This is a genomic window from Drouetiella sp., from assembly GCF_059504425.1.
Genome location: NZ_JCACIN010000126.1, coordinates 38,574 through 54,326, shown reverse-complemented (window position 1 = coordinate 54,326; position 15,753 = coordinate 38,574). Strand labels below are relative to the sequence as shown.

Annotated in this window: 11 protein-coding genes; 9 read left to right on the top strand and 2 right to left on the bottom strand. The window is 51.0% G+C overall.

Annotated features, from left to right (window positions below):
- Positions 1-33: 33 nt before the first annotated feature.
- Together AC5JMP_RS27585 and AC5JMP_RS27580 are read right to left on the bottom strand one after the other, a co-directional pair.
- A complete protein-coding gene (locus AC5JMP_RS27585; RefSeq protein ID WP_495854710.1) occupies positions 34-237 on the bottom strand; it encodes a DUF751 family protein in 204 nt (67 codons plus the stop codon).
- Positions 238-314: 77 nt separating this feature from the next.
- Positions 315-1,646, bottom strand: coding sequence for a P-loop NTPase fold protein (locus tag AC5JMP_RS27580; RefSeq protein ID WP_495854759.1), 1,332 nt, complete (start codon positions 1,644-1,646; stop codon positions 315-317).
- A gap of 306 nt (positions 1,647-1,952) precedes the next feature.
- Here AC5JMP_RS27580 and AC5JMP_RS27575 point away from each other — a divergent pair, with 306 nt between their 5' ends.
- The 9 genes from AC5JMP_RS27575 to AC5JMP_RS27535 all read left to right on the top strand — a co-directional run bounded on the left by AC5JMP_RS27575 (position 1,953) and on the right by AC5JMP_RS27535 (position 15,749).
- Positions 1,953-2,987 carry a diguanylate cyclase domain-containing protein gene (locus AC5JMP_RS27575; protein ID WP_495854709.1) on the top strand — a complete coding sequence of 345 codons (1,035 nt, stop codon included), beginning with the start codon at positions 1,953-1,955 and terminating at the stop codon, positions 2,985-2,987.
- A gap of 227 nt (positions 2,988-3,214) precedes the next feature.
- On the top strand, positions 3,215-7,537 hold the full coding sequence (locus AC5JMP_RS27570; protein WP_495854758.1) for a PAS domain S-box protein: 4,323 nt from the start codon (positions 3,215-3,217) through the stop codon (positions 7,535-7,537).
- Between the two features lie 346 nt (positions 7,538-7,883).
- Positions 7,884-8,669, top strand: a complete 786-nt coding sequence (locus AC5JMP_RS27565; RefSeq protein ID WP_495854708.1) for a PD-(D/E)XK nuclease family protein — start codon at positions 7,884-7,886, stop codon at positions 8,667-8,669.
- A 55-nt stretch (positions 8,670-8,724) separates the two neighbouring features.
- Positions 8,725-9,594, top strand: coding sequence for an MBL fold metallo-hydrolase (locus AC5JMP_RS27560; RefSeq protein ID WP_495854707.1), 870 nt, complete (start codon positions 8,725-8,727; stop codon positions 9,592-9,594).
- 10 nt (positions 9,595-9,604) lie between these two features.
- Complete coding sequence (locus AC5JMP_RS27555; RefSeq protein ID WP_495854706.1) at positions 9,605-9,988, top strand: hypothetical protein; 384 nt, start codon at positions 9,605-9,607, stop codon at positions 9,986-9,988.
- A gap of 468 nt (positions 9,989-10,456) precedes the next feature.
- Complete coding sequence (locus tag AC5JMP_RS27550) at positions 10,457-12,742, top strand: FdhF/YdeP family oxidoreductase (RefSeq protein WP_495854705.1); 2,286 nt, start codon at positions 10,457-10,459, stop codon at positions 12,740-12,742.
- 111 nt (positions 12,743-12,853) lie between these two features.
- Positions 12,854-13,531 (top strand): response regulator transcription factor, encoded by a 678-nt coding sequence (locus AC5JMP_RS27545; protein ID WP_495854704.1) that lies wholly within the window; start codon positions 12,854-12,856, stop codon positions 13,529-13,531.
- On the top strand, positions 13,497-14,912 hold the full coding sequence (locus AC5JMP_RS27540; protein ID WP_495854703.1) for a sensor histidine kinase: 1,416 nt from the start codon (positions 13,497-13,499) through the stop codon (positions 14,910-14,912). Before AC5JMP_RS27545 ends, AC5JMP_RS27540 begins: the two co-directional genes overlap by 35 nt.
- A 72-nt stretch (positions 14,913-14,984) precedes the next feature.
- Complete coding sequence (locus AC5JMP_RS27535) at positions 14,985-15,749, top strand: calcium-binding protein (RefSeq protein ID WP_495854702.1); 765 nt, start codon at positions 14,985-14,987, stop codon at positions 15,747-15,749.
- The last annotated feature ends 4 nt before the right edge of the window (positions 15,750-15,753 follow it).

Genomic DNA, 15,753 nt, shown 5'->3' with positions numbered 1-15,753 from the left:
CTGAGCCGCTCTTCCTTGAGCCGCGCTGAGCCGTCAAACTGCTTCCAGTCCCAGCATAGCGCGGAGCGTAAAGCTCAGCAGTATGAAACCGGACACCAAGAGCGCTATTGCCGCGATCGCCGTTGTGGGTCGCTTAAACATGGGCAGGAGCGGACTGAAGAACGTCAGCAATATGCCCAAGGTGAAGCTAATGAAGTAACGTGGATAGCGAGAAATGTTCGCGAAAAACTCTTCCATTGCCTCTAGCCTAGATAAACGATTGTGGATTGTCAGATCTTTCCAGTGCCCACGATCTTAGCAAGCTCCTGTTGAGTCTATTCTTTATATTCTCTAAAAGTTGTTTTCTCGATCTCCTTTAGAGCCGGATTGAGATCAAACCATCGCCCGGTTTGTCCTCGATACTCAAATACATAGAGACTCGCCAGCAGATGCTGATATTTTGGCTCATTGCCGATCGTCTTGCGTTGTGCCACTTCGTTGAGCAGCGACCATTGATCGTCTTTGACGGTGAGCGCCAAATCATCCTTATAAGTGCGAATAACGGCTTCTAGACAGTCTGCCGAGAAGGGCGGATCTTGCTGCTGGAGACAGCCAAACAGCAGACCCAACAGATTGCGCATATGACCGCCGCTAAATTGACAGAGGCGATCGAGTAAATCAGGATGGTCAAACAGTTCGGCTAGGCGATCGAGCCGCTGAGAAAAATGGGTTTCGGGAAAGGCACGAGCCAGCACCATCTGCCGCAGGAGCGCCATGCCTTCGAGATTGACTGTACCGTCTTCCTGCAAAACGGGTACCATGGGCAAAACCTTGGGCGCAACGCCTCCCCCCAAACGGTTTTTGAGGGCTTCACCTTCGCTAGAAAACATCAGAGCCAGCGGCACCGTGTAGACCACATGACAGTTGAGTTCGCGGAGCTGCATCCCCCGATCGATAAACAAATATTCTGGCTGCAATCGTCCAGAGCCATTCAGCCGATTCTCGACGCGATCGAGGTTGTCTACAATCACGACCAAGCCCTGTTTCTGCCGTCGTTTGAGTTCGGCGATCGCCTTGTCCAGCAGCTCCTGATTCAGCGATTCTAGAATGCTGCTGGTGCGAGTTTCGAGATATTGGCGCAGCTGGCTGCGAAATTGCGGGCTGCTTTTGGTTTTGGCAATAACCTTGCCAATGCCGATCGAAAATTCCGCTTCAGCCGCCAGCTCGATCGGCGTTTTTAAGATTGCGCCCATTTCGGCAAACAGCCGCTCGAAGTAGCTGGGCTTGAGGCGAATGCCAATCTTTTCAAGACCTTGGCTGACCTGACGGGCGATCGCCAACAGAATATCGGTGACATCTACATCATCGACCTCCAGATCTTGATCTGCCTCAAAGTAAACGACATAGAAATTCTGCTGTTCTAGGTCGGCTTTGAGGCGATACAGCTCAGTGGATTTGCCGCAGCCAATATGTCCAGTGAAAAGCTGACAGGTGGGTTCGTTGGGTGAAAGACGGGCGATCGTTCTTTCCAGAGCCTCAATGATCTTGCCGCCTCTGACGGACGCAAAGTCAATGTAATACGGCTGATCCTCTACGTTGCCTACAACTAATGTCCGGCTAGGATTACAAACTTTGGCAAATCGGGTCAGGTCAAGACTCATGGAAATCTCAGAGCTTTAGATTTTGGACTTTAGATTTGCAATTTAGGCGCTATTGCGGATTGCTTTTATCCTAACTGCCCTTGAATCACTAATTGCCGTGCTTTAGCTCAGAAGTTTGTGAGTAGCTCACAAACTTCTGAGTAAGAAATATATCAGCTTTATGTAGAAATTCAGTAGATTTTCGGGATTTATGGGTGGATTAAGTGGAAATCCTGATCCAGTTTTTTCATGGCTAAGGCAAATTAAGCAAAACACCTATACGAATTCTAAACTCGCTACTTTCAACCTCAAGGAATATCAAGGAATATACAGATGATTTCTAAGGGAAATATCCTGATTGTCGATGACATCCCGGACAATCTTCGTCTCCTCGCTGGAATCCTGTTGCAGCAAGGCTATGATGTACGCACAGTTATTAGCGGACGGATGGCGTTGATAGCTGCCGCAACTCTTCCTCCAGACCTGATCTTGATGGATATTTGTATGCAGGAAATGGATGGATACGAAGTCTGTCGGCATCTGAAGGCGATACCCCAAACACGCGATATTCCCGTTATTTTTCTAAGCGCTTTGGATGGAGAAATTGACAGAGCTATGGCTTTTAGTGCAGGAGGCATTGACTACATTACTAAGCCGTTTCAGATGGCGGAAGTGTTGGCGAGAGTCTCAACCCATCTCAAGCTGAGTCGTTTGCAAAAGCAGGTGCAGTCCCAGCATGAGATTCTCCAGCAGCAAATTCGCGATCGCAAAACAGTCGAAGATGCACTACAGCTTGCCAATCAAAAGCTTCTGCATCTGGTCAACACAGATGAACTGACCCATCTCGCTAACCGCCGTCGATTCGATGACTACATGACCCATGAGTGGAGCCGCATGATCCGCGAACAGCAGCCCATCTCGCTGGTTTTTTGCGATATCGACTGTTTTAAGCAGTACAACGACACCTATGGGCATCAGGCTGGCGATACCTGTTTGCAGAACATTGCAACAGTGCTAAAAGCGACTGCCAAGCGATCGACCGATTTGCCCACTCGGTATGGCGGCGAAGAAATGGTGGTCATTTTACCCAACACTCCAGCAGCAGGAGCTTTGCAAGTTGCCAAAGAGATTCAAATGGGAATTCGTCACCTGCAAATTCAGCATATTGCCTCTCCTGTGAGCCGATATGTAACGTTGAGCTTTGGGGTAGCGACTCTAATGCCCACAATGGAGCTGGCTGCCAAACATTTGATCGCTGCCGCTGATGCCGCCCTCTACCAAGCCAAAGCTGAAGGTCGCAATCGCATCGTCACCGCCGACTATTCCGGCATAGATGCTTTGGAAGTCGCTTTTCAGGCTGTTATGTGAGCCAAGCTGTTACGTGAGCCAAGCTGTTATGTGAGCCAAGCTGTTATGTGAGCCAAACTGCTATACCAACCCGATCGCATCAGATCTCTGTTAGATTGTATTCCCTAAATTTGGATTGCGTTTCCTAAATCTAGACTGTATTTCCTATAGTTATTCAGGCTATGCTTCCATTTCCTTCTGCTGGTGGGCTTTTCAATAAGAAACTCTCGTTGAGATTAGTCTTGATTGTGCCCTTTGTGCTGCAAACAGTGGGAGCCGTTGGGCTGACCGGATATTTGTCATTCCAAAGCGGACAAAAGTCGGTCAATCAGCTGGCAGAGCAGCTGATGACAGAGGTGGGCGATCGCGTTGATCAAACTCTGACAACCTATTTAGCAACGCCGCATTTGGTCAATCAACTCAATCTAGACGCGATCGATCGAGGTGACCTAAAGCTAGATCTAAATCGGTATGACCCTCAGCGCGAGAAGTATCTTTGGCAGCAGATGCGTCAGTTTGGCAACCTTTCCTGGATCTCGCTGGGTGCTGAGGTAGATGGGGCATACTCAGGCGCTCATCGAGAATACGGTAGCCCTGATGTAGAAATTGCGGTGGCAAATCAGTCTACGCAATCTCAAGTTATCTACTACTCCATGAATGATCGGGGAGAGCGAATTACGCCTGTAAAGGTTCAGCCAAAGCCCTACGATTCTCGTCAGCGTCCCTGGTATAAAGCAGCCGCTATGGCAGGCAAAGCGGCTTGGACAGGCATTTATTCTGGCTATACGACGGACACCGTTTTCATCGCTGCAAGTCAGCCCATTTATGGTGCCTCTGGCAAGCTGCTAGGCGTGAGTTCAGCAGATTTATCCCTTCAAAATCTTCAGAACTTTTTGAAGCAAACTTATGTGAGTCAGTCGGGGCACGTGTTTATCATTGAGCGATCGGGAGAGCTAGTAGTCAGCTCTAGCCAAGAATCAGCTTTCGGGGCTGGACAATCTGGGGCAGGGCAGTTCCGTCGTCAGGCGATCGATAGCCAGGTGCCTGCCATTCAGGCGGCGGCTCGCCACATTCATCGGCTTAAACCCGTGAGTGAGGTCAGCAACCGCTCAAACTTTAGATTTCAAGAGGCGGAGCAGCGCTATTTTGCCAAAGTTTTGCCGCTTTCTGCGTCTGGTTTCAATAGCGCCAATCTCAAGATTTCTCATCTCCCCGATTGGCTCATTGTGGTGGTGGTGCCAGAAGCTGATTTCATGGCGCAAGTGAATGAAAATATGTCTCGGACAGTGCTGCTTTGCATAGCGGCACTGCTACTAGCCATTGGGTCGGGCATCTTGACTGCACAGTGGATAACGGCTCCTCTGCTGCGGTTGCAGCAGGCAGTTCAAGAAGTGGCGGCGGGCGAGTTCGATCGCCCGGTCGAGATTCACCGGAGCGGCGAGTTTGGAGAATTAGCGCGATCGTTTAACCAAATGAAAGTTCAGCTCAAGACTTTTTTGACCGCCTTTGAGCAAAGCGAACGAAAAATTGCCCAGCTTTTAGAGAGTTTGCCGATTGGGGTATCTACGCTAGATGCAAACGGCACACTCACTTATATGAATCCAGCAGGACAAGAACTTATCCCTCCGGGGGTTGTTCCGGGTGCTGCCCACAAAGATTTTCCTGAAATCTATCAGCTTTATCGGGCAGGAACCGAAGAGCTTTATCCCCATGAGCAATTGCCTGGAGCACGAGCGCTGAAGGGTGAATTTGTTGCGAATCAGCTCATAGAGGTGCGTCGGCAGGATGAGGTAATTTTGCTGGAGGTGCGATCGGCTCCCATCTTTGACGAGATGGGTCAGGTAATTTCTGCTATCACGGTGTTTCAAGACATCAGCGATCGCCAGCGTGCCGAGGCGGCAATTCAACGCAGCGAAGAACAGTTGCGGCTGACTATGGAGTTTGGTCAGATTGCAAGCTGGAATTGGCACATTGCTACAGGCGACAACACTTGGAACGACAAGACCTATACGGTCTTGGACTATAGGCTTGGAAGTATTGAACCCACTTATAAGCACTGGCGCGATCGCGTTCATCCAGAAGATCTGGGGAGGGTCGAACAGGCTATTTTTGCCGCTCTAAAAAGCCGAACAGACTACCGCGCAGAGTACCGCATTCTCTGGCCGGACGGCAGTCTGCACTGGTTATTGGGTCAAGGACGCGGCATTTATGATCAGACAGGCAAAGCTGTACGAATGGCAGGAGTTTTAATCGACATCACCGATCGCAAGACAGCCGAGGCAGCTTTGCAAGACAGTGAAGCCCGCTTCCGAAGGCTAGCCGAAAACGTGCCAGGAGTCATCTATCGTTACATCATGCACCCTGATGGCACCGACCAATTTACCTACATCAGCCCTCGCTGCTCCGAAATCTTTGAGGTAGAAGCCGATGCCGTACGGCAAAGCTCTAACACGCTATGGAGGCTGATTCATACTGAGGATGCGATCAACCTCAAAACTCTGGCACCGATCGCCATCCGCGCCCTTCAGCCTTGGTCAATTGATTACCGCATCACAACTCCTTCTGGGAAAGTAAAATGGCTTCAAAACTTTGCTGCGCCCGATGTGCAGCCCGATGGCAACGTGTATTGGGATGGAGTAGTCATTGATATTAGCGATCGCAAGCAGATCGAACAGCTTTTGTCAGATTACAACCGCACCCTAGAGGTACAGGTACAAGAACGCACTGAAGCGCTACAGCGCAGTGAGGCGACCTATCGCGCCATTCTGGAAGACCAGACCGAATTTATCGTCAAGCTAGATGCCGATGGGATGATTACCTACGCCAACGAGGTTTACTGCCGCCGATTTGGATTAAACCGCCAAGCTTTGCTCGGTCATCACTATGTTCCGGTTGTGTCTCAATTAGATCGCGACTATGTGACTGAGTGTTTTATGGCTCTTCGCCCAGAGAACCCGGTAGTGACGGTCGAAAATCGCGGCGTGACTTGCCAGGGCGAGCGCTGGGCGCAGTGGATCAATCGCGGCTTTTTTGATCAGCATGGCAATCTCATCGCCATTCAATCGGTTGGGCGAGACATTCATGAGCGCAAGCAGGCTGAAGCAGAGCTGCGGCAAGCCAAAGAAGCTGCCGAAGCCGCAAACAAAGCCAAGAGCATTTTCCTTGCCAACATGAGCCATGAGCTGCGTACGCCGCTAAACGCCATTATTGGCTTCTCCCAGCTAATGACGCGCGATCGCCTCACGCCTCAGCAGCACAAGCAGCTCCAAACCATTAACCGCAACGGCGAATATCTGTTGCAGTTGATCAACGATGTCTTGTCGATCGCCAAAATTGAGGCGGGTCGCACCTCGCTCCAAGAAAATTCCTTTGACCTGTACGCGCTGCTAAAGGATATCGAAGAAATGTTTAGTCTGCGGGCACAGGTCAAAGGTATTCAGCTTTCGTGCCATCGCCATAGCGGCGTGCCGCAATTTATTCAGACGGACGATCGCAAACTGCGCCAGATTCTCACCAACTTACTCGCCAACGCCATCAAATTTACAGAGCGAGGCTTCATTAGGCTTCAGGTGAGCCGATTGCAGGAGGAAGACTCTAATCAAGAAGTACTGCTGTTTACCGTCGAAGATACGGGTTCCGGGATTGCACCTGAAGAAATTGACGGCTTGTTTGATGCTTTTGTCCAAGCTCAGGCAGGTCTCAGCTCCAAGCAAGGCACCGGGCTAGGGCTAACCCTATGTCGGCGCTTTCTCAACTTGATGGGGGGCAAGATTTTTGTCAATAGCTGTTTGGGTAAAGGCTCAGCCTTCCAATTCACGCTGCCTTTTGTCCCCTCTGCTCCCGTCGCAAACCTAGGTCTTTCTTCTGACCAAGTGAAGCTAGCTCCCAATCAGCCCACCTATCGGATCTTGGTGGTTGATGATACTGAGGCAAATGCTCAGCTGATGGTGAGTTGGCTCATGGCAGCCGGATTTGAGGTACAAACTGCCCACAATGGCAAAATGGCGATCGCCCTTTGGGAAACCTACGCGCCGCATTTGATCTGGATGGATATGCGAATGCCTGTGATGGATGGCTTGGAGGCAACTCGCCAGATTCGCGCTAGAGAGGCTGAATTTCTCCCCCAACTCTGCCCCACGCCCACCAAGATCATTGCCATTACTGCCACAGTGTTTGAGGAAGAACAGCAGCAAATTATGGCGGTTGGCTGCGATGACTTTGTGGGTAAGCCTTGCTCAGAAGCCGTTTTTTTGGAGACGATCCGCCATCATCTGGATGTTCAATATCTCTACGAAGCCTCAGAAGCTTATGTTCCCCTCAAAAACATGACATCAGATGTGTCAGCCTATCTAGATGCCTTCCAACAGCTGCACGCTCTGCAAGCCATGCCGCCTGAGTGGCTCAGTCAGCTAAACTTAGCTGCCCGTAGCGCTGACGAAAAAGCGATCGCTCAACTCCTAAAAGACCTTTCAGAAGAGCATTATGGACTCAGAAAGGCGATCGCTCAGCTGGTCAGCGAGTTTCAGCTAGAACACCTGATCAAGCTCACACAATCCCCTCAAAGTCGCTAGCCAGTAAGGGCTTAGCATTGCTAAGCCCTTACTAAGCCCCTACCCCAAGCATTACATCTTGCTAAATCCATGTTCTTTAGGACATTTAGGGTCGGGCACCTCGCGCTCCACCCTAAATGTCCCCGTCCTATTTAGACGAATTTGTGGGCACATCGAACCTCAGAAGGGGCTTGGCAAGCCTGTACTGGGATCTGTCGTGGTTCCAACTCAAATTGGTATTAGGACGAGTTATTTTTTGAGAGCCGCGCGGAGCGCGGCTCTCAAAAAATAACTCATTGGATCTAAGCGCGTAGCGCTGTATAAACTGGCTTTTAAGACGGTATAAAATTCCAAATTGCCTCGCCTCATGCTTCACCTCTCCCAAGGCTTACTCAACCTCCTGACGCTCTGCCCCCGCAAGTTTCAATACACCTATTTGGATCAGCTCAATGTGCCGATCGCCCCGGAGCAGCAGGAGCGCATTAACTGGGGAAATCGCTTTCATTTACTTATGCAGCAGCGAGAGCTAGGGCTGAAGCTTGATCCAGAAGGCTTGCCTGAAGATCGGCAGATTCATCACTCAGTCGAGACTTTTATTCAGTCAGTGCCAGAGCTATTTTCGCCTAGCGCATTCTCCAGCCGTCAGAGCGAACATGGGCGATCGCTCCATTTCCAAGGCTATCTGTTTACCGTCATCTACGATCTGCTGATTCTCGATCGGCATGAGGCGCAAATCCTGGACTGGAAAACCTACCCTCGCCCTCAAAAACCCGACTGGCTGCTGCAAAATTGGCAAACTCGTCTCTATCCCTTTGTCCTGGCAGAAACGAGCGAATACAAGCCCGACCAAATTTCCATGACCTACTGGTTTGTACAGCCTTCACCAGACGGACTGAAACCGCAGTGCTTTAAATTTTCCTACAGCGAAGCCCAACATCAGCAAACTTACCAGGACTTGACAACGCTGCTCGATCGCTTCACCCATAGCCTCCAGCGCTATCAGGAAACCCGCCAGCCTTTTCCACAAACGCAGTCCCTCAAACCCTGTGAGGTCTGCGCCTTTGCCCTACGCTGCCAGCGAGGTCAGCTTCAGCCGCCCCAAGACGAAGCGCCACTTGTTACCCTAGAGGAAATTCCAGAAGTTGCGCTCTAGCGCTTGCTTTTGTATTTCTTTTGCATTTCTTTTTGCATCCCTCTCGTTCGCAACTATGGCACACCTCAACCAACGCCATCCCGAAAATATTCAGGGCGACTTTTACGTCGATCGCACCTGCATTGATTGCGATACCTGCCGCTGGATGGCTCCCGAAGTCTTTCGTGACATTGGCGACCAGTCGGCAGTCTATCATCAGCCGACTGAGGCAACCGATCGCCTCCATGCCATTCAGGCGCTGTTGTCCTGTCCCACCGCATCGATTGGCACCGTCGAGAAGCCTACGGATATTAAACTCGCCCAAGCCAGCTTTCCGATCGCGATCGCCGAAAATGTCTACCACTGCGGCTACCATGCCGAGGCTTCCTTTGGTGCCGCCAGCTACTTGATTCTGCGGGAAGAAGGCAATATTCTCGTAGACTCTCCCCGATTTGCGCCGCCCTTAGTCAAGCGGCTAGAGGAGCTAGGCGGCATTCGCTATCTCTATCTCACCCATCGGGACGATGTTGCCGACCACCAGAAGTTTCAGGAGCATTTTGGCTGCGATCGCATCCTCCATACCGACGATATCGGCAGTGGCACCCGCAATGTCGAAATTCAGCTGAGGGGTGCCGATCCGGTACAGCTCGCCCCCGACCTGCTGATCATTCCGGTGCCTGGGCACACCCAAGGGCATACCGTTCTGCTCTACCGAGACACCTTTCTGTTCACGGGCGACCATCTTGCCTGGTCAGACGAACTCCAGCATCTTCATGCCTTCCGGAATGCCTGCTGGTACTCCTGGAAAGAATTAGGAAAATCGATGCACAAGCTAGCAAGCTACTCATTTGAGTGGGTTTTGCCGGGGCACGGTCGCCGTTATCATGCCGATCGCGGTATCATGCAGCAGCAAATGCAGCAGTGCTTGACCTGGATGGAAACATAAATCCTAAAATATGGCAGATATCAGCGGAACATGGCTCGGAACCTATTGGCAAGACGAAGCGCAAACTCGCTTTGAAGCTACGTTTGTGCAAGGTGGAAATGCGCTGAGCGGCGTAATCTTAGATGACGGTCATCTGGGAGAAGCAAATGTAGGCGGCGAGATCATTGGACGCAGCATCCAATTTACCAAACGCTATGTGGTCGGCTCCCAGCTCGCCATTCGCTACAGCGGAACGCTGTCTGAAGACGAGAATTTTATCCACGGCGATTGGAGTATTAGTTCCAATCGCCGGGGCAGCTTGCAGGGTAAATGGGAGGCTCATCGGAGCGACAACGATCTGATGGCAGACTTAAAAAACCGCCTGTCTCAGCAAATTCCTGTAGGCATGAAGTAGGGGCTTAGCTTGGGGTAGGGCTTGCGGTAGGGCTTAGCATTGCTAAGCCCCTACATCAGATCGGTTGTACAGGTTATTTAATCCACAACCCTAAGAGGATATCTGAAAAGTATCAAATGTTCTGCATTCGCCCCCCAACCCCCCAATTCTGGGGGACTTTCGAACCAGTTCTTATTCAAAGTCCCCCAGAATTGGGGGATCTAGGGGGCGGTTCGGGTAGCAAATTACACTTCTCAGACATCCTCTAAGAACAAACGCCGATCTATAGCCATAATCATCGGGCTTAGGACATCTTTGAGGGCGCGCGGAGCGCGCCCTCAAAGATGTCTCCGTCCTAACTGCTGTGAATACAGCTATATCTAAAGGCTGTTATTTTCCTGAACGGTTTCGAGCTAATTTCTGAGAATCTGTCTACAGTCGTAATAGGACAGTTTGAACTAGCTAGGCTCAGCATCAGGAGAAGGCGCAATGACTCAGGGCACACCTAAAGCGACACAAAAGACGGACGATCGCGCCCAAGATCTGATTCAGCAGGATGAAAATTCGCCGCCGATCGGGGGTGGACTGCCGATTATTCAATACTGGGCAGAACATACGCTATCGCCCGAAGGTCCTAAGCTTTGGAAAACGCTGCTACACAAGAGCGCTTGCCTCTCCTGTGCCTGGGGCACGAGCGGTCAAAAGGGAGGCTTTACGAATGAGGAAGGCGAAAAGCTCCAGCGCTGCATGAAAAGCGTAGAAGCCATTACCGCCGAAATCATGCCGCCCGTTGCCGAAGATTTTTTTGCCCGCTACAGCATCACCGAGCTTCAGCAGCTTAGCTCCCTGGAAGCCGATCGCCTCGGACGATTAAGCTATCCCGTCATCCTCCGCGCCGGGAGCAGTCATTACGAGCGGATTGCTTGGGAAGAAATTTATCAGATCACCGAGGCGGCGTTTCGTCAGCCCCGTGAGCGGGTGGCTTCTTATAGCTCTGGGCGATCGTCCAACGAAGCAGCATACTTGCTTCAGCTCATGCTGCGCACCCTCGGCTCCAACAACTTGGCAGACTGCTCGGATTTGTGCCACTCACCCTCGACCGTGGGGTTAAAGGAAGTCTTTGGTACCAGCACCTCCATGGTCAGTCTAGAAAACCTGAAGCATTCGGACTGCGTCGTGCTGATTGGCGCAAATTCGCCTTCCAATCATCCCCGGTTTATGAACGAGTTAATTAAGCTGCGCGATCGCGGCGGCAAAGTCATCATCGTTAATCCGGTGGTAGAAGTAGGGCTAGTCAAGTTTGGCTCTCCGGCATTCCCGATTAAATCCTTGATTCCCGGTTCAGACATTGCCTCGCTGTACCTGCAACTCATTCCGGGTAGCGACGTGGCGCTGTTTGTCGGCATCCAGAAGGCGCTTTTAGAAAGCGGCTTGGCGAAGCTAGAGTTTCTGCGATCGCACGCCGAAGACTGGGAAGCTGTGATTGCCCAAGCGCAAAACACCTCCTGGGACATAATCACGGCAACCTGCGGTGTTTCCCAAGAAGAGATTGAGGCGGCAGCGCGGATGATTGGCGCGGCAAAAGGGACGGTATTTGCTTGGGCAATGGGTGCGACGCAGCATGACAACGCTGTGGACAACATCTACAGCATTGCCAACACGGCGCTCATCTCCGGCAACGTCGGCAAAGTGGGCGCAGGTACCATGCCGATTCGCGGACATTCCAACGTGCAGGGCTTTGGCTCGATGGGTGTGACGACAAAACTGAAGCAAGAAATTAAGCAGGCGTTGGAAAAACTGCTGGGGCGATCGCTCGATCTGCCCGCAGGTTACGACACCCGCGCCCTGATTGAAGCGGCTGACCAGCATCAGGTCGATTCGCTCCTGTGCTTGGGCGGCAACCTCTATGGAGCAAACCCTGACTCAACTCAGGCAAAACGCGCCTTGGGCAACATTGAAACGATCGTCTACCTGGCAACCAAGCCCAACTTGGGGCATTTTCACGGACTGGCAAAGCAGCACACCATCATTGTTCCAGTGTTCAACCGCTTCGAGAATCCCCACAAGACGACCACCGAATCGGGCAACAACTTTGTCCGGCTGAATGACGAAGGCGAAACCCATCTCAAGTCGGCGGATTTGATTTCAGAAGTTGAGTTTCTGACCGAATTAGCCCATCGGCTACATGGCGACGCTCCGATCGACTGGCGCAAGCTGCAAGACACGCAGTACGTCCGCCAACTCATCGCCCAAACGATTCCCGGCTACGAAAAAATTGGGGCGATCGACCAAACCCTAGAGGAATTCACCATCTCTGGGCGCATCTTCACTGAGCCGACCTTTGCCACGCCTTCCGGCAAAGCCAAGATGTTTGCTACGCCATTGCCCACCCTGACGCTGCCGCAGATCAGTGACTTTGGCATCCCCGACTCAACCCAGGGCATCGTCATTGCGCTGATGACCGGACGCAGCTACTCGCAGCACAACACGGTCGTCTATAAAATCGGCGACCAGTACCGTGGGATGCCCCACCGCAACTGTATTCTGATGAATGCTGGAGACGCAAGACGGGTGGGATTTGCAGAACACGATCGCGTCACGGTGCAAGCCAATGCAGGCAAGCTAGAAAACGTAGAGATTATCTTCGGCATGGTGCGCGAAGGCTCAGCGCTGATGTTTTACCCAGAGGTCAACGTGATCTTTAAGGCAAGGATTGAGGAGCGATCAGGTACTCCCGCTTTTAAGCGCGTCCCGGCTGTGGTGTATGCGCTGTAGAGCAGTCTAGTGGTTGTACGTTTACAATCCAGATGGAACGATGGGGTGGGCGAGAAGTCTCAATAGCGTTACTTTAGGGGAGTATTAACTTCTTGGGATGATTATCAGAGAATGAAAATCCTGCTAGTGGAGGACAATTCTCAGATTACAAGAGCGATCGCCGAGGCATTAACCGATCAGCACTATGTGGTAGAGGTGGCTAAGGATGGTGAACTGGGTTTGGCATTTGCCGAGACAGGTGCCTTCGACCTGATCGTTTTAGACTTGATGCTGCCAAAGCTAGATGGGATTAGTCTTTGCAGGAGGCTACGTCAAAGCGGCAGCAAAACTCCCATTCTCATGCTGACCTCACGAGATACCAGCATAGATAAGGTACTGGGGCTTGACGTTGGGGCAGATGATTATGTGATTAAGCCTTTCGACCTACCAGAGCTATTGGCAAGGATTCGAGCGCTGTTGCGACGAGGCAACGCTACGTTTTCGCCAATTTTGGAATGGGAGCAATTGACGCTCAACCCCAATGAATGTCAGGTGATGTATGGCGATCGCCCCTTAACGTTGACTCATAAAGAATATGCTTTACTGGAATTGTTCCTGCGAAATGGGAGTCGCGTTCTGAGTCGTGGCGCAATTTTAGAGCGGGTCTGGATCTCTGAAGACATCCCTGGAGAAGAAACCATCAAAGTTCATGTGCGAAGCATACGACAAAAGCTTAAGGTCGTTGGTGCGCCTCCAAATTTAATCGAAACTATTTATGGTCTGGGATATCGACTCAACCCTAATCTCTAACGGGCGATTTAGTCGGCTACGAAATCGCCTATTGCTGTCTTACCTGCTGGTTATTGCAACGATTTTAGGGACATTTTCTGCTGCCGTTTATATTTTAGTTGCTCACGATCGCAACCAGCAGCTTGATGAGCATCTGCGCCAAGTCGCTGAATCGTCGGCAGGCACACTAGAGATTATTGAACATGAGTACGGAGAACTCACAACCGAAGAAAAATACAAAGGCTATGTCCCTACTCAGGCAGACGGTACCCCTCTGCCAATTACGCTGGCCGAATTGATGAGCAAATACGAGGGGTCTTCAAGTCTGAAAGCGCCCTCTGAACCTCTGCCGCTCACGCAGCAAGGCATTGAATGGTATGACAAGCAGCGCCGACTCATGGTGCGTGAGGGCGGACTTTTCTTGCAAACGGTGCTGCCGACGAATATCCCTGCGAAAGGGGTACTTGTACAGCGAGGCAACATTCGCAGTTTCGTGCAACCCGCCTACAGCGCTTCCACCCCAGATACGCGCCAAATCTTAGGCTATGTTCGCGCTACTGAATCGACTGTCACCCTAGACACTGAATTGCGTCGATTGCAGTGGGGTTTAATTGTAGGCGTTGTCACGGTTGCAGGACTGGCTGCACTGGGCGGAGTTTGGCTGGCTCAAGAATCGCTGAAGCCAATTGTGCAAAGCTTTGACCAACTCAAACAATTTACAGCCGATGCCTCCCATGAGCTACGGAATCCACTGACGGCCATTCGAGCCTCGATCGCCGTAATGCAAGATCACCCAGAGCGAGTTCATGCGGCTGATGCAGAGAAACTAGACTCGATCGCCATCGCCTCAGCCCAGATGAGCCAGCTAGTTGATGATTTGTTGCTGCTGGCACGGATGGATCGACAGGCTCCCGATCGACAAGCGTGGCGACGCATTGTGCTGGATGAGATATTAGAAGATTTAGTTGATCTATATAGCGATCGGGCTGATCAAGCTCAGATTACTCTAAAGTCTCAGCTAATATCCAATGTCGAGGTTAATGGGGATGCCTCTCAACTCCAGCGACTATTCACTAATCTTCTGACCAATGCGCTGCAATATACTCCACCTGGCGGAACGGTGATCGTGACCTTGCAGCGCATGGGTTCCTATGCCCTGATCAATGTTGAAGATACGGGAATTGGTATTGCTCCCGCTCAATTACCACATATCTTCGATCGCTTTTGGCGCGCTGATCAAGCCCGGAGTCAATATGAGGACGGTTCTGGACTAGGTTTGGCGATCGCTAAAACCATCTCTCAACACCACAGGGGTGATATCACTGTGCGTAGCAAGTTAGGCATAGGAAGCTGCTTTCAGGTGAAGATACCGTTATCCATCGCGCTAATTTCACAACTTTGATTGAGTTTCCGACTTCTTTACTTTCTCCAGCTTTACTAGATAGTAGTTCCACACACCACAAGGAAAACTATCATGTCTAAGGCAGTCTCTCTATTCCTCAACCTTGAATCAGCAACCTCGTTGGGGACATTCAGACATTCCTCTTCTCGGTATGACGATAACGAATTGGATGAATCAGATCACGATAACTTAGGTGAATCGGGTGAATCGGGTGAGATGGAAGAGTTGGGTGAATCAGGTGAATCAGGTGAATTAGGCGAGATGGGAGAGTCAGGTGAACTGAGAAATTCTTTAAATCAGACTAAAAATAGCAGCGACGATCTTTTGAAGCCCAACAAGGTGGTTAAGTTCAAGGGCAATGATGGTTCCTCAAATAAGATTAAAGGCAGCAGCGACGATCTTTTAGAGGGCGGTGCTGGCAACAACAAGCTTGATGGAAAGAAGGGGAACGATCGCCTAGTTGGCGGTGCTGGCAATGACTACCTTGAAGGAGGGAAGGGCAATGACACACTGCTGGGTGGTGCTGGAAACGATCTGCTGAAGGGCGGCGAAGGTCAAGATATTTTGACAGGTGGTGCTGGCAGTGATGTGTTTGAAATCAAGTACAAATCCAACAGACCTGGGTACAATTTTGCCGATGTCATCACCGATTTTCAAGATGGCGTGGACAAGCTGAAGTTGGATGACTTGAGATTTTCAGACATTCAGGTTGTGCAAGGAAGCGGTAGATCTGCAAACAATACGCTCATTCAACTTGCGAGTACAGGTGAGACGCTGGCGACGCTACAGAGGGTCAATGCGTCACTGATCAATACCTCTGACTTTACTTTCTCATAGTCAA